The following is a 22581-nucleotide window of genomic DNA, read 5'->3' as shown; positions in this document are numbered from 1 at the left end:
GGTGCCAGACACGAGAAAGCCGTCCTGAGGGACGGCTTTTTTGTACCTGCTCATGGCACGGGATCGACTTTACGTGGACGCCCGCCCTTCCGGCCATTGGCTCGTGCAGCTTCGGCCTTCGCGGTGCTGCTCTGACGACCATTGCGCGAGGCGATCACCGAAGCGGCCATGGCCATCAATGGCTGACTGGCCGAGATCATGCCGGCGATGGAAACCTGCAGGTCCTTGCCGTCGTGGCACAACGCGGTGCCGGCGAAGCCCACATTCAATCCGCTGAAGTCTTGCGGCTCGAAATCATCGAACTCGCGGTAAAGGTTCACTGGCAAAAGCACACCACTGTCGTCCTCGAAGCGAATCGCCAGGCACGGTTTCTCAAAGGCCACCGACACGGCTTGCAGGCTGCTGCGTCGCCGCAGCCCCCCGCGATCGACAGCTTCATCGAGACGCCCTTCCGTCACCGGTCGATCAGCCTGCAAACCGGCCTTTACTGTTTTCATAGTTCGATCTCCACACCTTCCTGAGCACCGACCAGGGCCAGCAGGGTTTTGTTTTCTTCCGGTTCGTAATACGCCGATCCGATTCTGAAGGTCGCACCGGTGACTTCGTGCATGACGGCCACTTCGTTCGAATCCCCGTCCCACCATTGATTATCGAGACACGCCGTCTGCAAGCGAGTCCACCAGATTCGGCGAGCCCGCCGCAGATGATCGGTTTGACGAAGCGACTGGCGCAGCCCCTCAAGCACGGCAATCGGTGGCCGGCGCGACAGGGGTACCACATCCCACAACTCCACGCCGTTGTGCCAGAAGCTGAATTTGAAGCGGGCACTCCATGCACCTGAATCCACGTGCGCATGGGGCGGACAATGTTCGTCTCGCAGCATGATCACCACCGACAATCCCTTGTAACTGCACACTTTCATGCTAACCCATCCGTTAGGTTAAAGAGTTTCGAAAACTGCCATTCCCTGACAATTCCGACCATCGGCATCGTTGCCCTCAATGGCCATTACGTTTTCGAGCCTAGTGCGGGATTCGGCAAAGCCCCGCGCAAAATGGTAAGCAGTTCTTTCGCAGCAGCCGCGCATTTGCTACATACGAAGACTCATTCCCCGGTGTAACCAATCATGCAGCGACACTTCGACGATCTTCAGCTGGGCAGCATCGAGTTGTTTTGCCTGGCCGCCGAGTGCGGCAGTTTCACCGGTGCGGCGCAAGCGGCTTCGGTGACGCCGGCAGCGGTAAGCCGCTCGGTATCACGTATGGAGGAACGCCTTGGCGTGCGACTGTTCGCCCGCACCACGCGCAGCGTGAAATTGACCGACAGCGGCCGGCGCTATTACGAAGAATGCCGTCAGGCACTGGCGCAACTGGTCGAGGCGCAACGGGAAGTCATGGGGCAGCAGCAGGAACCGTCCGGCACACTGCGTATCAGTATTCCTACGACCTACGCCCATCACCGGATCCTGCCGCTATTGCCGGCATTTCGCGCGCGATTCCCGCAAGTGAAGGTCGACATGCACATCAGCAACCGCAACATCGACTTCGTCGGCGAAGGCTACGACATGGCGATCCGCGTGCGGGCCATTCCCGATTCCGGCCTGATCGCCCGGCATCTGGAAGATGCAGCGCTGGTGATGGTCGCCAGCCCCGACTACCTCAAACGCGCCGGCACCCCGCAGACCCTCGAAGACCTCGAACAGCACGAATGCATTCAGTACGAGTTGCCCAGCAGCGGGCGGCGGATCACTTGGCTGTTCTATGAGGAAGACGCGCCACGGGAAATCCTCGCCGAGGGCAATTTCTGCTGCTCCGATGACGTGCTCGGTGGCGTGACCCTGGCCAGATACGGCGCCGGGTTGTTCCAGACCTATCGCTTCATTGTCGAAAAGGAACTGGCCGACGGCTCGCTGGTGGAAGTGCTCAAACCTTACGGCGGACGCTCGCGGCCGTTCACCTTGCTGTACCCGCAGAATCGCCACATGCCGCTGCGCGTCAGGGCTTTCATCGATTTTCTGGTCGAGCAGCTGCCGCAGTGATTTCACCAGTGTGCGATCACCGCACACAAAACCGGACTGTCGATGCAGAGCAATTGATTAAAGTAACCATCTAGTACAATTTAACTCCACAGGTCGAAACCCTCGGCCCAAGCCAAAAACAATAAGTGGAGTTTGCCCCCATGCCCCCTATCGTTCTGGTGCTCAACGGCCCGAACCTGAACCTGCTCGGCACCCGTGAACCGGCAACCTACGGTCACGAAACCCTGTCCGACATCTCAGCCCTGTGCGGGCGCGCCGCTGAAGAGTTCGGCCTGGCCGTGGAGTTTCGCCAGACCAACCACGAAGGCGAACTGCTCGACTGGATTCAAGGCGCCCGCCAGCGCTGCGCGGGCATCGTGATCAACCCGGCCGCCTGGACTCACACGTCGGTTGCCATCCGCGACGCCCTGGTCGCCAGCGAATTGCCAGTGATCGAAGTGCACCTGTCCAACGTCCACGCCCGCGAGGCGTTTCGTCATCACTCGTTCGTCTCGGCCATCGCCACCGCCGTGATGTGCGGCTTCGGCAGTCACGGTTATCGCCTGGCCCTGGAACATTTCAGCCAGCGGTTGAAGGGGGTGACCGCATGAACCGCAACAACGTGATACTCGCCGGGCTGATCGGCGCCGGCATCCAGGCCTCCCGCACCCCGGCGCTGCATGAACACGAAGGTGACGAACAGGGCCTGCGCTATCTCTACCGACTGATCGATCTCGATCAACTGCACCTGGACAGCAACGCTCTGCCCGACCTGCTGCTGGCCGCCGAACGAATGAACTACACCGGCCTGAACATCACCTTCCCGTGCAAGCAGGCAATCATCCCGCTGCTCGATGAATTGTCTCCGGAAGCCCGAGGCATCGGCGCCGTGAACACGGTAGTGCTGAAAGACGGCAAACGCGTCGGCCACAACACCGATTGCCTGGGTTTTGCCGAAGGTTTTCGTCGCGGCCTGCCAGACGTTGCCCGCGAGCGCGTCGTCCAGATGGGCGCTGGCGGCGCCGGTGCGGCAGTGGCCCACGCCTTGTTGAGTGAAGGCGTGCAGCAACTGAGCATTTTTGATGTGGACGTGGAGCGTGCCGAAAGCCTGGCCAATAACCTCAACCAGCATTTCGGCGCGGGCCGGGCGGTTGCCGGGCATGATCTGGCGAGCATGCTGAGTCAGGCCGATGGCCTGGTAAATACCACACCGATGGGCATGGCCAAATTGCCCGGCATGCCCGTGCCGGCGGCATTGCTGCGGCCCGAGTTGTGGGTGGCGGAGATCGTGTATTTCCCGCTGGAAACCGAACTGCTGCGCAACGCCCGCGCCCTGGGTTGCCGAACCCTGGATGGCGGCAACATGGCGGTGTTTCAGGCAGTAAAGGCGTTTGAGCTGTTCAGCGGCAAGGTGCCGGATGCGCAGCGGATGCTCGCGCATTTTCAAAGCATGAATGGATAAAACCCTGAGGGGGCCAGGCCCCCTCGACTTCGGTCAGGCCTGCAAGTAACGCAGCACCGACTCGCAAATCATCTCGCGATGACGCTGCTTGATGCTTTCGTCCGGCAGGTCGATCTGAAAGATCTCACCAAAGGTGTGGCGGTTCGACACGCGATAGAAGCAGAACGAACTGATCAACAGATGCACATCCAGCGCATCGAGCCCGGCCCGGAACAGGCCTTCAGCGGCACCGCGCGCCAGGATCTCGCCCAGCGAATCAAGGATCGTGTTGTTCATCGCCTTGATCGCATCGGAACGCTTCACGTACTCGGCATTGTGGATGTTTTCGATGCAGACGATGCGCACGAAATCGACGTTGCGGTCATGGTGGTCAAAGGTGAACTCCACCAGACGGCGGATCGCCTCTACCGGCGGCAATTCGGCCAGGTGCAGGCGGTTCTCGGTGTTGCGGATATCGCCGTAGAGCTTCTCCAGCACCTCGACGTACAACTGCTCCTTGCTGCCGAAGTAGTAATAGATCATGCGCTTGGAGGTGTGGATACGCTCGGCGATCGCATCGACGCGAGCGCCGGACAGGCCCTGCTGGACGAACTCGACGATCGCCTCCTGCAGAATGTTCTCGCGGGTCTTTTCCGGATTGTTCTTGCGACTCTTGCGCGGCTCTGCCGCGGGTAGAACGGGGGCTGCGGAAAGTTCTGAAGTCATTGTCATTGCGGGCTCACGGCCATCACTGCACAGGCTGGCGATTATGGGCCGCGCGCCCCAGTGAAGGAAGCCGCGCGACCGGTGTTTGATCCCGCGTTTACGAATTTCCTACAACTTCGCCTGGCGAACGGCACCACTGCGTGATTTGGCCATCGCCGCCAGCCGTACCGCGACGTTGGCCGCGCCATAGCCGGCGTAACCGTTCTTGCGCTGGATGATCTCGAAGAAGAAGCGCCCTTCGAACGGCTCGGTGTAGACGTGAAACAACTCGCCGCCCTGCGCATCACGGTCATACAACACGTTGTAGTACGCCAACTCGCTGAGAAATTCGTCATCAAAATCGAAGCGCGCCGCCAGATCGTCGTAATAGTTGAGCGGAATATCCAGCAGCGGCACGCCTGCCTCTTTCGCCCGGCTGACTTCAGCAAAGATATCGTCGCAATCGAAGGCGATGTGATGCACCCCGGAGCCGCGATAACTCGACAGCGCGTGTGAGATCGCGGTGTTGCGGTTCTCGGAAATGTTCAGCGGCAGACGGATCGAACTGTCACGACTGCGCAGCGCGCGGCTCTTCACCAGACCGTAGGGATCGGGCAACACCACCTCATCGTCGGCCTCGAAATCCAGCAGGCTCTTGTAGAACAGCACCCAACTGTCGAGGCTGTCCGCCGGCAGCGCCATGGCCATGTGATCGATGCGTTTGAGGCCGCCGCGGGCTACCGCGTCCGGCAGCAGATTGAAGTCGGTGCCGTAGACATCCGCCTCCTGATCCACCAGATAAATCAGACTGCCGTCCGGCGCACGCACCGCCGCCAGCTCCAGCTCGTTGGGGCCGACCAGCCCGCGATAGGGCTGACCTTTATAGGCGACAGCGCGAGCCAGCGCGCTGGTGCTGTCCTTGACCCGCACGGCGGTGGCGCACAGCGACGGGCCGTGGGCCTCGAAAAAGCTGTGGCCGAACGAATAGGGTTCAGAGTTGAGGATCAGGTTGATATCACCCTGGCGCAACAGGCTGACGCTCTTGGAACGATGCTGGCCGGCCTTGACGAAACCCAACCGTTCCAGCCAGTTCGACAGCTTGGCGCCCAGGCTTTCATCCACGGCGAACTCAAGAAACTCAATGCCGTTGTATTCGCTGGCCTTCGGTGTTTCGAAGAGGATTTTGCGGTTATCCACAGGACGGTTTTCCTGCTCCAGACGCTGGCGGGTTTTCTCCTCCAGATAAAGGAGCGAACGCAGACCGTCGGCGGCATTGGCCCTGGGCGGCGCGGCGCGGAAGCCGTCGTTGAAGATTTCCAGCGACAGCGGCCCGGTGTAGCCGCTCTGGATGATCGGCGCGAGAAAACCCGGCAGATCGAATTCGCCCTGCCCCGGGAAGCAGCGGAAATGCCGGCTCCACTCCAGCACGTCCATCGCCAGGATCGGTGCATCAGCCATCTGCACGAAGAAAATCTTGTCGCCGGGAATCTCGGCAATCGCCCGTGGATCGCCCTTGAGCGACAAGGTGTGGAAGCTGTCGAGCAACACGCCGAGGGCCGGGTGATCGGCCTGACGCACAATGTCCCAGACCTGTTGATAAGTGTTCACATGACGGCCCCAGGCCAGCGCCTCATAACCGATGCGCAAGCCACGAGCGCCAGCGCGTTCGGCCAGCAGACGCAGGTCGTCAACGACGATCTGCTGATCGCCGAGACTGTCGGGTGAGGCATTGCTGCAGACCAGCACCAGGTCGGTGCCCAGTTCCTGCATCAGGTCGAACTTGCGCTCGGCCCGCTCCAGGTTGCGCTCCAGGCGATCGCGGCGGCAACCTTCGAAATCGCGGAACGGCTGGAACAGGGTGATGGCAATCCCGAGGTCGGCGCACATCTGCCGGATTTCCCGGGGGCTGCCGTCGTAATACAGAAGATCGTTCTCGAAAATCTCCACCCCGTCGAACCCGGCGGCAGCAATGGCTTCGAGTTTTTCCGGCAGGGTTCCGCTCAAGGAGACGGTGGCAATGGATCGCTGCATGTTTCAACTCCCGGTGGAGACGTCGGCTACGAAAATTGCGCCGCTTTTATAGGGTGAGCGAATTATTGGTCCCGGTTTTTCATTGAGCAATTTAAACTGTACTACCCGGTTAGTTTTGCGTGCGATTATCGAACACAATGCCGGTTTGGCGAATTGACGATTTTTCGTCCACTGCCCAACATCCGTCTCACCTTGAGTCCGGAACTGAACCACCGGTCGCAGCGTGCACAACAACAGCACACCAAATAACAAATCCAAAAACGGGTGGAACACATGATTCCTTCACAGACTTCCCGCATGGCTCCGGCCATGAGCACTGCCACGGGTGGCATCGGCGACAAGATCCGCGGCGCCATGGCCGTCGGCAAGACCCGTTGGGGTATGCTGGCGCTGGTGTTTTTCGCCACCACCCTCAATTACATCGACCGCGCCGCCCTCGGCGTCATGCAGCCGATCCTCGCCAAGGAAATGAGCTGGACGGCGATGGACTACGCCAATATCAACTTCTGGTTTCAGGTCGGCTACGCGATCGGCTTCGTGCTGCAAGGACGGCTGATCGACCGGGTCGGCGTCAAGCGCGTGTTCTTCTGCGCGGTGCTGCTCTGGAGCCTGGCCACCGGCGCCCACGGACTGGCGACCTCGGCGGTGGGCTTTATGGTCTGCCGGTTCATCCTCGGCCTGACCGAAGCGGCCAACTACCCGGCCTGCGTGAAGACCACGCGCCTGTGGTTCCCGGCCGGTGAACGCGCCGTCGCCACGGGTATCTTCAACGCCGGCACCAACGTCGGTGCGATGTTCACCCCGATGCTGCTGCCGCTGGTCCTTCACGTGTGGGGCTGGCAGGCCGCGTTCCTGTGCATGGCGGCACTGGGCGGGATCTGGCTGTTGTTCTGGGGCCTGAAGTATTTCAATCCGGAAGATCACCCGAGCGTGAAACAGTCGGAGCTGGAATACATACAGAAAGAAGTCGAACCGGAACAGGCCCGCGTGCCGTTCTCGAAAATCCTGCGGATGCGCGGTACCTGGGCCTTCGCCCTCGCCTATTCGCTGACCGCGCCGGTGTTCTGGTTCTACCTGTACTGGCTGCCGCCGTTTCTCAATCAGCAATACAACCTGGGCATCAACGTCACCCAGATGGGCATTCCGCTGATCATCATCTACGTCACTGCCGACTTCGGCAGCGTGGGCGGCGGGATTCTGTCTTCGTTCCTGATCGGACGCGGCATGAACTCGATCAAGGCGCGGCTGCTGTCGATGTTCCTGTTTGCCTGCTGCATCATCGGCGTGGTCATGGCCGCCGGTTCCGCCAACCTGTGGGTCGCCGTCGCCGCCATCTCCCTGGCCATCGGCGCGCATCAGGCCTGGACCGCCAACATCTGGAGCCTGGTGATGGACTACACACCCAAGCACATGATGAGCACGGTGTTCGGTTTCGGCGGCATGTGCGCGGCGATCGGCGGGATGTTCATGACCCAGGTCGTCGGCCACATCCTGACCGTCACCCACAACAACTACACCGTGCTGTTCACCCTGATTCCGGCGATGTACTTCATTGCCCTGACCTGGATGTACTTCATGGCACCGCGCAAGATTCCTACCGTTACCGAGTAGCCTTTCAATATCGAGTAGCCTTCCTGTACCGACCGGCCTGATTTCAGGCCGGTTTTGCTTTCAGCGCCGGCTCTGCTGCCACGCTGCCGCCAATCCGCTGCAACAGATCACCGCGATCCCGATCACCGTCATCAGGGTCGGTGTGTGAGCAAACAGCAGCCAGCCCAACAACCCTGCAAACACGATCTGGCAATAACCGAACGGCGCCAGCAACGCCGGCGCGGCATGGCGGAACGCCTGGGTCAGAAACAAGTGCGCGGTCATTCCGCAACTGCCCAGCGCCAGCATCAACAACGCATGCCCCAGGCTCGGCACCTGCCAGAAGAACGGCACCAGCGCACTCATCACCAGCGTGTTGCACAACCCGGCGAAAAAGTTGCTGGTGGTCGGGCTGTCGACTTCCGCCAGCTTGCGGGTGAGCAATTGATAGAAGCAGAAAAACAGCGCAGAGCAGAACGGCAAGAGAATCGCCGGGGTGAACAGGTCACCGCCCGGATGGACGATGATCAGCACCCCGATAAACCCGCACACCACCGCGATCCACTGGCCGCGCGTCACCCGTTCCTTGAGCAGCGGCACCGACAGCGCTGTCACCAGCACCGGCGCAAGAAAGTTGACCGCCGTGGCTTCGGCCAGCGGTATGTACAGCAACGCCGTGGTGAAAAACAGACTGGTGCCCAACAGGCACAACGCCCGCGCCAATTGCCATAACGGGCGTTTGGTGCGCAGCACGCGCAGCCCGGACTGCGGCAGGAAAATCCCGGCCATCAGCAGTGTGTGCACCAGATACCGTGCCCACACCACCATGACGATCGGATAAAAACCCGAAAGGTATTTCGACAGCGCGTCGTGACTGGAGAACAGGAAGGTTGCCACGACAATCAACAAGATCCCCTTGAAGGGTTGGTTGACGCCGGAAAGCGGAGTGCTGACGGTCATGGGCTCTCTCTGAATGAAAAATAAACGGTGACGAGCATGCGTGCGCCCTCGCCCCTTGAAGCAGACTTAAAGCCGGGCCAACAATTCCCGTGTCCGGTCGATCGCCATTTGCGTCCGCTGCAATCCGCTCACGCCCTGCTCCAGCCATTTGACCGTGGGAATTTCCAGACTCAGGGGAAGGTCAGCCGCAAGACTGCGCAACAAGCCGATCAGGTCACAATCGCCCTCGCCGGGAAACCGTCGTTCGTTGCGGGCCTGACGCAAGATCTCGGCCATGTCCGTCGGCCTCGGCCCGGCCAGATCGCACAGTGCCGCAAAGTTATCGGTGAGCCGCTGTTCGTCGGGATCGTTACCGGCGACCAGCAACTCGCTGGCACCGAACTGCGCGCCGACGCTGAGCAGTGGCTCGACATCCGCGACCACCGTCTGCGGTTTCAAGCGCAGGATTTCCACGTCGAGTACACCGATACCGGTGTCACGTAAACGCACCAGTGTCTGACGCCGCAACCCGTCATCGGCTACCAGTGGAACGTGATATTCCTCGGGCGGCGACAGCTCCAGTACCGTCAGGCTGGCCAGGGACAGGATTCGTTCGATCATGGCCGCGCCACGACCCGTTCGGAAGAAGTGACGCAACCAATGCCGATTCGAAGGAGCGGGTTCAAGGTGCGATCCTCTAGTGATTGGTATGGAAAAAGTCCTCTAACGATAATTTAGAACCCGGTTCCAGATTCTCACACCCGCCCGATTGAAAAGTGGGCGAACAGCGCACAGCTTTGCTTAAACGAACAACTCCGACGCCAGGCTCGCCGCCGACAACTCCTCGGTAAACGTCAGCAGCAACGGCGCCAGTTCATGCAAGCGCGCCGCCGGCATCCGTGCGCTTGGCCCGGCGATGCTCAGCACGCCAATCACCCGGCCATCGGCAGGGTGTTTGACCACGGCGGCAATCGCCGAAGTGCCCACCGCCGAGCTTTCTTCCACACAGGCATAGCCCTGCTCCCGCGCCACCCGCAGGCGTTCGAGCAGTTCAATATTGGAGCGCGGCGCGTTGGGCCCGATATCCGCCGGCACCTCCGCGCCCTGGCGTTCGACCAGCGACAACGCCTCGGCGTCGCTCATGCACGCCAGCCACGCATGGCCCGACGCGGTGTAGAACAGCGGCGCGTCGCGGCCCATGTCCGGATCGTAACGCAGGCCGGTGCGCGCGCCCTGGGCCTTGGCGATCCAGGTCTGGCGCTCGCCGTCGATCACCCCCAGACGCACCAGTTCACCGGTTTCCTGAGCCAGGCGATCGAGCACCGGCTGCACGATGTCGGCACCGCTGCTCGACAGGTATTGAAAGCCCATCGCAACCAGTTTGGTCGACAGTTGATAACGCAACGTCTCCGGGTTCTGCCGCACATAACCCAGGCGGATCAGCTCGGCGAGCAGGCGATGCGTCGCGCTCTTCGGAATGTCCAGTTGCTCGGCCAGGGTCTGCAGCGGCAGCCCGCGCGGATCACTGGTGAGGCTTTCCAGCACGCTGAAAACCCGTTCGATTTGACTGCCGGCCATGGTGCGCTCTCGGTGAAATTTCGCCGATTCTAGAAGACATCCCGAGGAATGCGAAATCTGGAACCTGACGTCCGATAACCGCCCACTTTGCGCTTCAGTCGGTTTATCTGCTTTGCTCGCGCTGGTTATTTTCTGGAACCACATTCTAAAAATAAATGATTGCTAGAGCCTTTGCTGATGCCTGCCCTTCCCGATATCGACTGCGACGTTCTGGTGGTCGGCTCCGGCGCCGCCGGCTTGTCGGCCGCCGTCACCGCCGCCTGGCATCACTGAACGTCGAACTGAATGACGACGAGCGGGCGCTGGTCGCCGCGTTGTCCAAGCGCGAACGTCAGGTGAGCCCGGACTTCGCGCCGGTGTGGGATGCCTCCGACCGCTGATACCTGAACCGGTGAAAGAAATCCGTCGGCGGATTGAATTCCCGGCGCCCGTGCTCGTCAATAACAGGCCCGACCTCGTCACCCTGAGGCCGGGCCTTGGTGCGTGTGTGCGAATGGACGGACGACCGGACTGGCGCCACACTCACACACCAGCAACACTCATCACCACGATCAAACAGAGGATTCCCACATGCTATGGAAAAAAGGCCGACGCAGTGACAACGTCGTCGATGCCCGTGGCGATGATATGGGTGGCGGCGGCATGCGCTTCGGCGGTGGCAAGGGGCTGAGCCTGGGGGCGATCCTGCTGATCGTTGGCATCGGCTGGATCACCGGGCAGGATCCGCTGCAGATCCTCGGCCAGCTCACCGGGCAGATGACCGAACCATCGGCCCCCACTTCGCAAACCCGTCAGGCGCCGCCGGCCAACGATGAACAGGCCGAATTCGTGCGCTCGATCCTCGGCGACACCGAAGACACCTGGGGCTCGATCTTTCAACAGGCGGGCCGCCAATATAAGGACCCGACCCTGGTGCTGTTCAGCAATCGGGTCAATTCCGCCTGCGGTCTGGCGACCTCGGCTTCCGGCCCGTTCTATTGCCCGGCAGACCAGAAAGTCTATCTGGACATGGCGTTCTTCCAGGAAATGGCTCAGCGTTTCAAGGCCGCCGGCGACTTCGCCCAGGCCTACGTGATCGCTCACGAAGTCGGACACCATGTGCAGACGCTTCTCGGCGTCTCGGCGAAAATTCAGACAGCCCGTCAGCAAGGCCGGCAGATGGAAGGCGACGGCGGTCTGTTGGTGCGTCAGGAACTGCAAGCCGACTGCCTGGCCGGCGTCTGGGCCTACAACGCCCAGAAGCGCCTGAACTGGCTGGAACCGGGCGACATCGAAGAAGCCTTGAACGCGGCGAACGCCATCGGTGATGATCGCTTGCAACAACAGGGTCAGGGCCGCGTGGTGCCGGACTCGTTTACTCACGGTACGTCGGCGCAAAGGGTGCGCTGGTTCAAAACCGGATTCGCTCAGGGCCAGGTCGGCCAGTGCGATACCTTTGCGGCGAAAAACCTGTAAATGCATAAATGGCTGTTGGCTTTACTGTTCATCGGCGGTACCGCCCAAGCGGCTGGCGTCGACGCAATCAGTCCCGGGCGTCTGCAATTGCAGGCCGGTGAAATGGCGGTGGGCATCGGCCCGGCGCCGGCGAAAATCGAGCGCGTGCTGATCGTCATTCATGGCCGTCTGCGCAACGCCGAGACCTATCGCAAAAGCGGCGAAGTCGCGGCGGAACTGGCCGGGCAAACCGCCAACACCCTGGTGATCGCGCCGCAGTTTCTCAACGAAAGCGATGTGGCGCTCTACTCGTTACCCGCCAGCGTGCTGCGCTGGCAAGGCAACGACTGGATGGGCGGCGGGTTATCCACAGGGCCGAACCCGCTGAGTTCCTACGCCGCACTGGACGAAATCGTCGGGCGGTTGAGCGATCGCAAACAGTTTCCGGACGTAAGGCAGATCGTGATCTTCGGTCACTCCGGCGGCGCCCAGGTGGTGCAGCGTTATGCGTTGCTGGCCCAGGATCAGCCGGCGCTGAAGAGCGAAGGCATTCGCTTGCGTTACGTGGTGGCCAACCCATCGTCGTACGCCTATTTCAATGAGCAACGCCCGGTGGCGTTCGATCATGCGAAGTGCCCCGGTTTCAACCGCTGGAAGTACGGTCTGATGGATCCGCCGATCTACTCGGGTGGGCAAACGCCCGCGCAGCTTGAAGGCCGTTACGTCAAACGCGAGGTGATCTATCTGTTGGGCCAGCAGGACACCGACCCGCAGCACCCGGCACTGGACAAGAGTTGCGCCGCCAAAGCCCAGGGAGCTTATCGACTGGAGCGCGGCAAGCTGTTTTTCGGTTACTTGCTGCGCCGCCACCCTGAAGGGGTGAATCAGCGCCTGATCGAAGTGCCCGGCGTCGGGCATGACGGCGACGGCATGCTGACCTCGCCGGAAGGCCAGAAAGCGATATTCGAGCAATAAAAAACGGGGGCCCAAGCCCCCGTTTTTTTCAGGCGAACAGCATTCGCCGCAACTCCACACAATCCTTCGCATGCCAGTCGGTCAGCCCAGGCCACGGATTATCCGGCAGGTTCACCAACACCGTGTGGGTGCCCGCCGCCCGGCCGCAATCTAGATCAAACCGGTAATCACCGACCATCACCATCTCGCTCGCCGGCACTTGCCAGGCCTCGGCCAGTTTCAGCAAACCACCCGGATGCGGCTTCGGCGGTGCTTCATCGCGGCCCAGCACATCCTCCACCGCAAAGCAGTCAGCAAGGCCGATGGCTTCCAGTGTGACATGGGCCAGCTCCCGCGCATTGCGGGTCAGGATGCCAAGGCGATAACCCCGCGCGTGCAGATCACGCACCAGCTCCACCGCGCCGACTGCCGGGGTCGAGCCGAGCGCCAGATCCCGCTCATGCTCCAGCAGCCACGCATGTTTCACCGCCGCTTCATCGGCGGGCAATCCCGCAAGGTGGGTGAGAATGTCGTCTTCCGGCGGGATCGCCAGCGCCACGCGGATCGCGGCGAAGTCGTGCACGGCGACGGTCAGGGTGCCGTCCATGTCGAACACCCAGTGCCGCAGGTCCGCCAGACTCATGCCCAGTCCTTGCGATGGCGGATCAGGCCTTCCTGAGTCACCGACGCCACCAGTTGCCCGGCGCGGTTGAACACGCTGCCACGGGAGAAGCCGCGGGAATTGCCGGCCCACGGACTGTCCATGGCGTAGAGCAACCAGTCATCGGCACGCAGATCGTTATGGAACCACAGCGCGTGGTCGAGGCTGGCGACCTGCATGTCTTTCTGCCAGACCGATTTGCCATGCGGCAGCATCGAGGTGGTCAGCAGGCCGAAGTCCGAAGCGTAGGCCAGCAGGTATTTGTGCAGCGCCGGGATGTCGGCCAATGCACCGTCGGCACGGAACCACACGTACTTGATCGGGTCCGCCGGTTGCGGGTTGTACGGGTCTTTTTCAGTGACCGGGCGCACTTCGATCGGCTTCGGGCACAGCAGCTTTTCGCGCATGTGCTCCGGGATCAGGTGCGCGCGTTGCTGGGTCAGTTCCAGCTCCGACGGCAGGTTTTCCGGGCCGACCACCTGGGGCATCTGGCTCTGGTGCTCGAAGCCTGCTTCGTCGTACTGGAACGAAGCGCTGCAGGTGAAAATCGGGTGGCCCTTCTGGATCGCCGTCACGCGGCGGGTGCTGAAACTGCCGCCATCCCGCACGCGATCAACCGAGTAGACCACCGGCAACTTGGCATCGCCCGGACGCAGAAAATAACCGTGCATCGAATGCACATGGCGCGCTTCTTCAACGGTCTGACTGGCCGCCGACAGCGACTGGCCGAGCACCTGGCCGCCGAACAACTGGCGAAAGCCCAGATCCTGACTGCGACCACGGAACAGGTTTTCCTCGATCGGTTCGAGGGTCAGCAGATCCACCAGATCTTCCAACACTTGGCTCATTCAGACTCTCCTCACACAACGCTATGCCGCGCAGTCTTGGCTGCGGCGGCCAATTCAGATTCTGGCGCGAGCCACTGATCGCGCCATTGTAAACGTCCGTGTCGGCTTAGCCATGCAAGGTCTGCAGCCATTGCTCCCGGGTGATGCGGTACAACACATGTCGACGCAACGGATGGTCGACCGCCAGTTTCGGGTGATCGAAATCGTCGGACGGATCGTGATGCATGCCGATCGCCTGCATGACTTTTTCCGACGGCAGATTGCTCTGCGCGGTGAAGGACACGATCTCCTTCAGGGCCAAACGGTCAAAACCGCAGCGCAGCGCGGTCCACGCCGCTTCGCTGGCATAACCGAGGCCCCAGTGTTCCTTGGCCAGCCGCCAGCCGATTTCCACCGCCGGGGTGAACGGCGCATCGAAACCGACCACGCCGAGTCCGGTAAAACCGATGAACTCGCCAGTGTCCTTGCGCTCCAGCGCCCACAGGCCATAACCGTGCTCGGCAAAATGCCCGCGCACCCGGCCGATCAGCGCGGCGCTTTCCAGCCGGCTCAAGGACGCGGGAAAGTAGCGCATCACCTGCGGATCGGCGCACATCGCCGCGAACGCCGGCAAATCCTCGTCCTGCCATTGGCGCATCAGCAGCCTTGCGCTTTGCAGCTCCAGTATCGGTTCCATCCCGCCCCTCCGCTTGATGCCGTCAGTCTACATCGCTGTTAGGCTTTGCACTCTTTCCTGCAGCCCTTATGAATAGTCCACCATGCCGTTGCCGCTGATCTACCACGAAGACTACAGCCCGGAATTTCCGGCGGATCACCGCTTCCCCATGGACAAGTTCCGCCTGCTGCGCGATCACCTGGTGAACAGCGGCCTGACCCGCGACGAAGACCTGCTGCGCCCTGAGCTGTGCCCTGCCGACATTCTCGCCCTGGCCCATGACCGCGGTTATATCGAACGCTACATGAGTGGCGAGTTGTCCCGCGAAGACCAGCGGCGCCTCGGCCTGCCGTGGAACGAAGCCCTGGCGCGACGCACGGTGCGGGCGGTCGGCGGTTCGATTCTGGCGGCGGAAAAAGCGCTGGAACATGGCCTGGCCTGTCACCTGGCCGGCGGCACTCATCACGCCCACTACGATTACCCCGCCGGGTTCTGCATCTTCAATGACCTGGCGATCATCAGCCACTACCTGCTGCAAAGCGGACGGGTGAACCGGGTGCTGATCTTCGATTGCGACGTGCATCAGGGCGACGGCACTGCGCGGATTCTGCACAACACCCCGGAAGCGATCACCGTTTCCCTGCACTGCGAAAAGAACTTTCCTGCACGCAAGGCTGAAAGCGACTGGGACATTCCGCTGCCCAACGGCATGGGCGACACCGATTATCTGAAGGTGGTCGACGACGCGCTCAACTATCTGCTGCCGCTGTATCAGCCGGATCTGGTGCTGTACGACGCCGGTGTCGACGTACACAAGGACGACGCCCTTGGTTATCTGCAACTGACCGACGAAGGCGTTGCCGCCCGCGACGAAAGCGTGATGCGCCACTGCCTGGGCCGCGACATCCCGATAGTCGGCGTGATCGGCGGCGGTTACAGCAAGGATCGCCAGGCCCTCGCCCGCCGCCACGGCATCCTGCACCACAGTGCGCAGCGCGTCTGGCAGTCATCGGGTTGTCATTGAGTTGTGCTGCGTTACCCACAATGGCTGTGGAACGGCCTGTGGATAACCTGAGCGAAAGGGACTGCAGCCCACACTGAACATGGCCTGCAGCGCGCTGGTTGTTTTTTGATCAGGCCTGACGATGGCCGCTGCTGCTAGAATGCGCGGCTTATTCCGCCACGCTATTGCCGCTGCCATGACCCAGACTTCCGCCGCCCTTCCCGCTCACGTCGCCATCATCGGCGGTGGCCCCGCCGGCCTGATGGCCGCCGAAGTGCTGAGCCAGGGCGGAGTCCGCGTCGACCTGTACGACGGCATGCCCTCGGTGGGCCGCAAGTTCCTGCTGGCCGGGGTCGGCGGCATGAACATCACCCATTCCGAAGCCTACCCGGCCTTCCTCTCGCGCTACGCCGAACGCGCCCCGAACATCGCCCCGCTGCTGCGCGCGTTCGACGCCGAGGCCCTGTGCCGCTGGATTCACGAACTCGGCATCGAAACCTTCGTCGGCAGCTCCGGCCGGGTGTTCCCCACCGACATGAAAGCCGCACCGCTGCTGCGCGCCTGGCTCAAGCGCCTGCGCGACAGCGGCGTGGTTATCCACACCCGCCACCGCTGGCTCGGCTGGGATGAAAGCGGCGCGTTGCGCATCGACAGCCCGGAAGGCGAGAAAACCCTCAACCCCGACGCCACCCTGCTCGCCCTCGGCGGCGGCAGCTGGTCGCGACTGGGTTCCGACGGCGCGTGGATGCTGCCGCTGGAGCAACGCGGGGTAGGACTGGCGCCGTTGCAGCCGAGTAATTGCGGCTTCGAGGTGCAGGCCTGGAGCGAAGTGATGGTCAGCAAGTTCGCCGGCGCGCCGTTGAAAAATGTCGCCATCGGTTTGAATGACGACATTCCGCGCTTGGGTGAATGCGTGATCACCGCGACCGGTATCGAGGGCAGCTTGATCTACGCGTTGTCGGCACCGATCCGTGAGGCGATCAATGTCCACGGTGCAGCGACGATTCACATCGACCTGCTGCCCGGCCGACCTGTGGATAAATTGCAGTCAGCATTGAGCAAACCGCGGGGGTCGCGCTCGATGGCCAAGCATCTGCACAGTCAGGTCGGGATTGACGGGGTGAAAGCGGCGTTGCTGCGAGAGCTCACTGATGCCGCAACCTTCGCCGATCCGGCGCTGCTGGCCCGGGCGATCAAGGCCTTGCCGCTGACGCTGGTGAAAACCCGACCGCTGGATGAAGCGATCAGCAGTGCCGGTGGCGTGACGTTCGAGGCGATGGATGAGCGCTTGATGCTCAAGGCATTGCCGGGGGTGTTCTGTGCGGGGGAAATGCTGGATTGGGAAGCGCCGACTGGCGGGTATCTGCTGACGGCGTGTTTTGCCAGTGGCCGGGCGGCCGGAGCTGGAATGCTGGATTGGTTGAAACAGCGTAACTGATCGTTCCCGCCTTGCGCGGGAACGACCCTGTCTGACGCTTAAGGCTTACGCTTACGCGGCCCGGTATTGAACACCGGCACCTTGCGTACAGGCTTGATCGAAGGCTCCGGCGCCTGGGTCTCGCCGCTGTCCACCCACTTGCCCAGATTGCGCTTGCCACCGCCGCCACCGGAAGCTTTCGGCTTCTTCGGTTTCTTCGGCTTCTTGATCACCTGGCCGCTGGCATCGGTGTCCGGCACGCGGTGCTCCGGCACGAAATCCGGCTCAATCTCACGCTTCAATGTGCTGCGAGTCAGCATTTCAATGGCCGACAACATGTTCACTTCATCGGCGCACACCAGCGAAATCGCCTCACCGGTCGAACCCGCTCGGCCAGTGCGGCCGATACGGTGAATGTAATCCTCGGCAACAATCGGCAGATCAAAGTTGACCACCAGCGGCAGGTCTTCGATATCCAGACCTCGGGCCGCCACATCGGTGGCCACCAGAATTTGCACTTCGCTCAGCTTGAAACGGTCCAGCGCCCGCTGCCGGGTCGCCTGCGGCTTGTCGCCGTGGATGCCGTCCGCGTTCACGCCCAGGCCCTGGAGCTTCTCGACCAGCGCGTCCACACCATTACGGGTCTTGGCGAACACCAGCACCTGCTTCCACTTGTTCTTGCGCATCAGGTGCACGAACAGTTCCGGCTTGCGCTTCTTGTCCACCGTCACCACCCATTGCTTGACGGTGTTGGCGGCCACGTTGCGCGGGCTGACTTCGATGCTCTGCGGATCGTTGAGCATCTGCCCGGCCAGCAGGCGGATGTCATCGGAGAAGGTCGCGGAGAACAGCAGTGTCTGGCGTTTCTTCGGCAGCGCCCGATAGATGTTCGCCAGCTCTTCGGAAAAGCCCAGGTCAAGCATGCGGTCGGCTTCGTCCAGCACCAGAGTCTGCAACTGGTTGAACTTCAGTGCGTTCTGGCGGAACAGGTCGAGCAAACGGCCCGGGGTCGCCACCAACAGATCGACGCCGCCGCGCAGCTTCATCATCTGCGGGTTGATGCTGACGCCGCCGTACACCGCGTAAGTACGCAATGGCAGGTTTTCAGCGTACTGGCGCACGGCTTCGTGGACTTGCTCGGCCAGCTCGCGGGTCGGCACCAGAATCAGCGCACGCACCGAGTTGGCGGTGACTTTCGGCCCTTCCATCGCCAACAGTTGCAACAGCGGCAAGGCAAAACCGGCGGTCTTGCCGGTGCCGGTCTGGGCCGCGGCCATCAGGTCGCGACCGGCCAGCACGGCCGGAATGGCTTGCGCCTGCACCGGCGTCGGGGTCTGGTAGCCGAGCTTCTCGAGGGAGCGCAGCAAGGGTTCGATCAGGCCAAGGGTGGCGAAAGTCATGGGAGTACCGTAGGAAAAATCAGAGCGGTTGTGCAAAACAAGTATGCGATGACGCGCAGTTTACCCTAATTCCCACGCTGCTCCGTCGCTATGGCCGTCGCTGCGGCAGCCGGCTCGCTGACCACCGGCGACCGCGCCGGACGCCGCCACTGTGGCAGACTGATCAGCACCACCGCGCCGATGATCACCAGCATCGCCAGTGCCTCTTCGATGCCGATGGTCTCGCCGACAAACACGATCCCCAGCAACACCGCCACCGCCGGGTTGACGTAGGCATAGCTGGTGGCCGCCGCCGGGCGAACGTTTTTCAACAGATACATGTAAGCGTTGAAGGCGATGATCGAGCCGAAGAAGATCAGGTACGCCAGCGCCAGCCAGCCTTCCAGCGGCGGCATGGCCTGCAGGTGCTCACCGCTGGCCGCGCTGCCGATCAACAGCACCACGCCGCCCACCAGCATTTCCACGGCACTGGCCATTGCACCCTGGGGCAGCGGCAAGTGCTTGCTCCACACCGAACCGAACGCCCAGCTCGCCGCCGCGAAAATCAGCAACGCCGCGCCCAGCGGACTCGATTGCAGGTTGGAGCCCATGTTGAGCATCGCGATGCCGATAATCCCCATCACCACCCCGGCCCACTCCAGGCGGGTGTTGCGGGCGCCCCAGAAATAACCGCAAAGCAAAGTGAACAGCGGCACCGTCGCCACCGCCAGCGCGGCAACCCCCGACGCCACGCCGCTGTGCTCGGCCAGCGTCACCGCGCCGTTGCCGAAACTGAGCAGCAGAATCCCGATGATCCCCGCCGCTTTCCACTGCGCCCAAGTCGGCGCCGGTGCCCCGCGCCAGCGCAGGAAGGCGTACATCAGCGTGCCGGCAATCACAAAGCGCACGCCGCCGAGCATCAGCGGCGGCCAGTATTCGACGCCGATGCGGATCACCAGATAGGTCGATCCCCAAATCACGTACAACGCAAAAAACGCGGCGATCAAGGGCAAGGAAAAACGGCGCAAGGCGGACATGGGCAGCTCGAAAGTCAGACTCAGGGGATGGGTTATTCTAGAAAGGCCAACCGCTAAAAATAAGTTACAAAACCTGTTTATAGCGCCGGTACACTTTTGAAAACACGGAGATCGACGGCCAAAACCACGATTTCGAAAGTCTGGCATTTTCAGGAGTTAGACCTTGGACAAATACGACCGCATGCTGCTCAGCGCCCTGCTCGAAAACGGTCGCGCGTCCTACGCCGACCTCGCCCGCAAAGTGAACCTCTCCGCCCCCGCCGTCGCCGAGCGCGTGGCCAAACTCGAGGCCAGCGGCGTCATCACCGGCTACTCGGCCAAAGTCGACATGGCCAAGCTCGGCCTGCCGATCCAGTGCGTCATCGAACTGCGCCTGAACCAGCACGGCAACCCGAAGGTGTACGACGAACTGATCAGAATTCCCCAATTGACCGAATGCCACCGCGTCACCGGCGACCCCTGCGTGATCATGCAGGCCGCCGTGGGCTCGATGACCGAGCTGGAAGAACTGATCAACCGGGTGGCGAAATTCGGCTTCAGCAAGACGTCGATCGTGTTGTCGAGTGCGATAGAGAAGCGGGTGCCGTTGGGGCATATCGAGGGCAACGGCAAGTAAATACAGATAAGTCCAAATCTGCTGCGGGAGCGAGTTGGCTGGCTCCCGCAGACAACTGACCAGATCAGCAATCAATCTCTGATCGCTGAATCAGTGGAAAGCCCTCAACAGTAGCCGCGCCCTTCCTGTGTCACCAGATACGGCATATCCCGCATGCGCACCCACGGCTCGTTTCGCCAGTGCAGGAGCTTCAACGTTTCGCCCGCAAAACTCATCAAACGTACATGAGGGCCAGAAGCTGACTTCGATTCCTGATGAAGCATTGGCACTACCTGATGCGTCAGCCAACGGCGCAGGTGACGGTTTTCCGGGCAGTAGTGATAAACCAGCATTGCGTAAACCCCGGACTCACTCAGCATCAACGTCTCTTGAGCACCGTCATTTCCGGACAGATACATCATCTGCCGCTGGTCCTCATGCAGCTTGAGCACTTGTCGCGCGTTGATTTCCAGCCCCATGAGACGACCAATGTCTCGGGCGCAGAACCAGGCTTCCGAATGCTGCAGAGTGGCCCTCAATTGAATGTTATGACGGATGAACGACTGGGGGTGAATTGGCGTTTCACAGGTGGATGCTGAACCGAAACCTTCAGCGTGCGTGGGGACAACCTTGACCATGACAAATCTCCTTTTGAATATCGGAGCTGCCAGCATCACTTGCAGATGATGGGTGGCAGCTGTGCACGGGTCTGCAAGACCGAGTAGGAGACCTCGGCAGACCCGAAGGTCTCCCGCACACAGCTACCATAAATCGATGGTCGCTAATTGAAGCGACGCGATTATAGGTTTGCCAGTGGTCTCCTAACAAACTATCAGCGGGCTTGCAGTCCCGGTCGCTGAATTGGCAGCGACGTCTAGAGGTTAGAGACCCGAAAGACCGGGCGCAAGACGGACATTCCCTAATGTTAAGTAGGAGTAATCGACAATCCCAAAACGCAATTAAACCTAATGAGTTACCTCTCAACCCAGGGGCTCGAGGATTTGATGCAACGTCCAAAATCGGCACGACGCGCTTTCGATCAGTCGTGATATCAACAGCTGGAAAAAACCGAATGCGGTCCTATCCTGAAGCCCCTCTGTACTCAAGGAAGAAAATCAGCCATTTGCAGCTAATTCTCCAGCACAAGGGCAGCGGCTATGCAAAAATGCCGTCCAAAAGCTGCACGGAAGCCATATTCTCAGGGAAAAACACTAGGACTGAAGTCCCTCCCCTGAGTCAAAGTAGCTGCGGCAAAATTAATGCGCTTCAACACGTAACGTGATGAGGCTAGGAGATTATGAATGGCACGGGCCGACTTACTTGTTAGCCTTGTTCAGTCTGGAATACGAGGCGACAAGACTAAATTACGAAAGGTAACTGAAGCATTAATTGCTGAAGAGCGCTCAAAACAGCATAAAATTCTCGCCGACAGGCTAGAAAGCGTCCTAAACAATACGCCGGACGCACCCTCCATGGCGCCCACAAACAGCATCGCCGTAGTGAGTCGTCAGGCTGATTTTTTTAGCGAAAAAACCCCACAACGGAAAATTGACGATTTAATACTTCCGAAAGATATCTCCGAAATATGCAGAAGTCTTATCCAGGAACATCATCGCGTTGAGCTTTTGCGCTCCTACAACTTAGAGCCTAGGAATAGAATTCTACTAATAGGACCACCAGGAAATGGAAAAACCTCTTTAGCCGAGGCCATTGCAGAAGCACTAATGGTTCCGCTATTAGTAGTGCGTTATGAAAACATAATAGGCACATATCTTGGTGAAACAGCGGTACGTTTAAAAAATCTTTTCGACTATGCGGCAAGTAGAAAGTGCGTACTATTTTTCGATGAGTTTGAAACTCTCGGCAAAGAGCGCGGCGACACCCACGAAACTGGTGAAATAAAACGTGTAGTTAGCTCACTGCTGTTACAGATAGACAACCTCCCGAGTCACGTAGTTGTCATCGGCGCAACTAATCATGCCGAGCTACTTGACCGCGCAGTATGGCGAAGATTTCAGGTTCGAATTAACATTCCGAGCCCTACCAGGGCTCGTCTGACCGAGTGGTTTGAGCGCTATCAAATCAAATCAAAAGTTTCGTTTGGACATACGTCATCTGCTTTAGCCAGAAGATTGCATGGCTCAAACTTCTCTGAAGTAGAAGAATTTTGTAAAAACATCATTCGTCAGTACGTCCTTGACCAACCAAATTCGAATATCAATAAAATTGTTGCCAACGAACTAAAGCTACTGCCTTTACAAACAGCCAAAACAGAACAATTGGAAAATATGGAGTAA

The 22581-nt window shown here is 60.5% G+C and carries 23 protein-coding genes and 2 pseudogenes; 12 read left to right on the top strand and 13 right to left on the bottom strand.

Going from position 1 to position 22581, the window contains the following annotated elements:
* Positions 1–50: 50 nt before the first annotated feature.
* Entirely contained in the window at positions 51–497 is a 447-nt protein-coding gene (locus tag ACKJSM_RS09815; RefSeq protein ID WP_410237320.1) for a hypothetical protein, read from the bottom strand.
* A complete protein-coding gene (locus ACKJSM_RS09810) occupies positions 494–922 on the bottom strand; it encodes a DUF4160 domain-containing protein (RefSeq protein WP_236180373.1) in 429 nt (142 codons plus the stop codon). The genes ACKJSM_RS09815 and ACKJSM_RS09810 overlap by 4 nt, the downstream gene beginning before the upstream one ends.
* Before the next feature lie 204 nt (positions 923–1126).
* Between ACKJSM_RS09810 and ACKJSM_RS09805 the strand changes: the two genes are divergently transcribed.
* The 3 genes from ACKJSM_RS09805 (at position 1127) to ACKJSM_RS09795 (ending at position 3479) form a co-directional block, all read left to right on the top strand.
* On the top strand, positions 1127–2038 hold the full coding sequence (locus ACKJSM_RS09805; RefSeq protein WP_410237319.1) for a LysR substrate-binding domain-containing protein: 912 nt from the start codon (positions 1127–1129) through the stop codon (positions 2036–2038).
* 140 nt (positions 2039–2178) lie between these two features.
* Complete coding sequence (aroQ, locus tag ACKJSM_RS09800; protein ID WP_410237318.1) at positions 2179–2628, top strand: type II 3-dehydroquinate dehydratase; 450 nt, start codon at positions 2179–2181, stop codon at positions 2626–2628.
* A complete protein-coding gene (locus ACKJSM_RS09795; protein ID WP_236180367.1) occupies positions 2625–3479 on the top strand; it encodes a shikimate dehydrogenase in 855 nt (284 codons plus the stop codon). The genes aroQ and ACKJSM_RS09795 overlap by 4 nt, the downstream gene beginning before the upstream one ends.
* A 33-nt stretch (positions 3480–3512) precedes the next feature.
* On the opposite strand, the gene ACKJSM_RS09790 is transcribed toward ACKJSM_RS09795, so the two are convergent.
* Positions 3513–4190: a TetR family transcriptional regulator gene (locus ACKJSM_RS09790; protein WP_236180365.1), complete on the bottom strand. Its 678-nt coding sequence runs from the start codon at positions 4188–4190 to the stop codon at positions 3513–3515.
* A gap of 102 nt (positions 4191–4292) precedes the next feature.
* On the bottom strand, positions 4293–6194 hold the full coding sequence (quiC, locus tag ACKJSM_RS09785; protein ID WP_410237317.1) for a 3-dehydroshikimate dehydratase QuiC: 1902 nt from the start codon (positions 6192–6194) through the stop codon (positions 4293–4295).
* A 273-nt stretch (positions 6195–6467) separates the two neighbouring features.
* On the opposite strand from quiC, the gene ACKJSM_RS09780 reads away from it, so the two are divergent.
* On the top strand, positions 6468–7805 hold the full coding sequence (locus ACKJSM_RS09780) for an MFS transporter (protein ID WP_410237316.1): 1338 nt from the start codon (positions 6468–6470) through the stop codon (positions 7803–7805).
* 60 nt (positions 7806–7865) lie between these two features.
* On the opposite strand, the gene ACKJSM_RS09775 is transcribed toward ACKJSM_RS09780, so the two are convergent.
* The 3 genes from ACKJSM_RS09775 to ACKJSM_RS09765 form a co-directional block, all read right to left on the bottom strand.
* Positions 7866–8744, bottom strand: a complete 879-nt coding sequence (locus ACKJSM_RS09775) for a DMT family transporter (protein ID WP_039771776.1) — start codon at positions 8742–8744, stop codon at positions 7866–7868.
* Between the two features lie 66 nt (positions 8745–8810).
* Entirely contained in the window at positions 8811–9344 is a 534-nt protein-coding gene (locus tag ACKJSM_RS09770; RefSeq protein WP_410237315.1) for a hypothetical protein, read from the bottom strand.
* A gap of 180 nt (positions 9345–9524) precedes the next feature.
* Positions 9525–10301, bottom strand: coding sequence for an IclR family transcriptional regulator (locus ACKJSM_RS09765; RefSeq protein WP_410237314.1), 777 nt, complete (start codon positions 10299–10301; stop codon positions 9525–9527).
* 177 nt (positions 10302–10478) lie between these two features.
* Here ACKJSM_RS09765 and ACKJSM_RS09760 point away from each other — a divergent pair.
* From ACKJSM_RS09760 to ACKJSM_RS09745, 4 genes and pseudogenes are all read left to right on the top strand, one after another.
* A pseudogene (locus ACKJSM_RS09760) lies at positions 10479–10568 on the top strand (FAD-binding protein); the annotation flags it as partial.
* A pseudogene (locus ACKJSM_RS09755) lies at positions 10562–10681 on the top strand (aldo/keto reductase); the annotation flags it as partial. The pseudogenes ACKJSM_RS09760 and ACKJSM_RS09755, both read left to right, overlap by 7 nt.
* Positions 10682–10871: 190 nt before the next feature.
* A complete protein-coding gene (locus tag ACKJSM_RS09750) occupies positions 10872–11756 on the top strand; it encodes a neutral zinc metallopeptidase (protein WP_410237313.1) in 885 nt (294 codons plus the stop codon).
* Positions 11757–12710 (top strand): alpha/beta hydrolase, encoded by a 954-nt coding sequence (locus ACKJSM_RS09745; RefSeq protein ID WP_236180353.1) that lies wholly within the window; start codon positions 11757–11759, stop codon positions 12708–12710.
* A 28-nt stretch (positions 12711–12738) separates the two neighbouring features.
* On the opposite strand, the gene ACKJSM_RS09740 is transcribed toward ACKJSM_RS09745, so the two are convergent.
* From ACKJSM_RS09740 to ACKJSM_RS09730, 3 genes are all read right to left on the bottom strand, one after another.
* Positions 12739–13332, bottom strand: a complete 594-nt coding sequence (locus tag ACKJSM_RS09740) for an HAD family hydrolase (protein ID WP_410237312.1) — start codon at positions 13330–13332, stop codon at positions 12739–12741.
* The gene (gene tesB / locus ACKJSM_RS09735; protein ID WP_236180350.1) at positions 13329–14198 is read right to left on the bottom strand and encodes an acyl-CoA thioesterase II; all 870 of its coding nucleotides are present in this window, start codon (positions 14196–14198) and stop codon (positions 13329–13331) included. The genes ACKJSM_RS09740 and tesB overlap by 4 nt, the downstream gene beginning before the upstream one ends.
* A gap of 106 nt (positions 14199–14304) precedes the next feature.
* Complete coding sequence (locus ACKJSM_RS09730; protein WP_236180347.1) at positions 14305–14874, bottom strand: GNAT family N-acetyltransferase; 570 nt, start codon at positions 14872–14874, stop codon at positions 14305–14307.
* An 82-nt stretch (positions 14875–14956) separates the two neighbouring features.
* On the opposite strand from ACKJSM_RS09730, the gene ACKJSM_RS09725 reads away from it, so the two are divergent.
* Entirely contained in the window at positions 14957–15877 is a 921-nt protein-coding gene (locus tag ACKJSM_RS09725) for a histone deacetylase (RefSeq protein WP_410237311.1), read from the top strand.
* Positions 15878–16052: 175 nt separating this feature from the next.
* Entirely contained in the window at positions 16053–17294 is a 1242-nt protein-coding gene (locus tag ACKJSM_RS09720) for a TIGR03862 family flavoprotein (protein WP_410237310.1), read from the top strand.
* Positions 17295–17332: 38 nt separating this feature from the next.
* On the opposite strand, the gene ACKJSM_RS09715 is transcribed toward ACKJSM_RS09720, so the two are convergent.
* Together ACKJSM_RS09715 and yedA are read right to left on the bottom strand one after the other, a co-directional pair.
* On the bottom strand, positions 17333–18673 hold the full coding sequence (locus tag ACKJSM_RS09715; protein WP_221615898.1) for a DEAD/DEAH box helicase: 1341 nt from the start codon (positions 18671–18673) through the stop codon (positions 17333–17335).
* 65 nt (positions 18674–18738) lie between these two features.
* Positions 18739–19689: a drug/metabolite exporter YedA gene (gene yedA / locus ACKJSM_RS09710; RefSeq protein WP_410237309.1), complete on the bottom strand. Its 951-nt coding sequence runs from the start codon at positions 19687–19689 to the stop codon at positions 18739–18741.
* Between the two features lie 163 nt (positions 19690–19852).
* On the opposite strand from yedA, the gene ACKJSM_RS09705 reads away from it, so the two are divergent.
* Entirely contained in the window at positions 19853–20305 is a 453-nt protein-coding gene (locus ACKJSM_RS09705) for an Lrp/AsnC family transcriptional regulator (RefSeq protein ID WP_039771800.1), read from the top strand.
* 104 nt (positions 20306–20409) lie between these two features.
* On the opposite strand, the gene ACKJSM_RS09700 is transcribed toward ACKJSM_RS09705, so the two are convergent.
* A complete protein-coding gene (locus ACKJSM_RS09700; protein ID WP_410237308.1) occupies positions 20410–20922 on the bottom strand; it encodes a Bro-N domain-containing protein in 513 nt (170 codons plus the stop codon).
* Positions 20923–21585: 663 nt separating this feature from the next.
* Here ACKJSM_RS09700 and ACKJSM_RS09695 point away from each other — a divergent pair.
* On the top strand, positions 21586–22581 hold the full coding sequence (locus ACKJSM_RS09695) for an AAA family ATPase (RefSeq protein WP_410237307.1): 996 nt from the start codon (positions 21586–21588) through the stop codon (positions 22579–22581).

It is taken from the genome of Pseudomonas sp. PHC1 (assembly GCF_046487845.1).
GTDB lineage: Bacteria > Pseudomonadota > Gammaproteobacteria > Pseudomonadales > Pseudomonadaceae > Aquipseudomonas > Aquipseudomonas sputi.
This window is presented reverse-complemented; position numbering and strand designations above follow the sequence as displayed.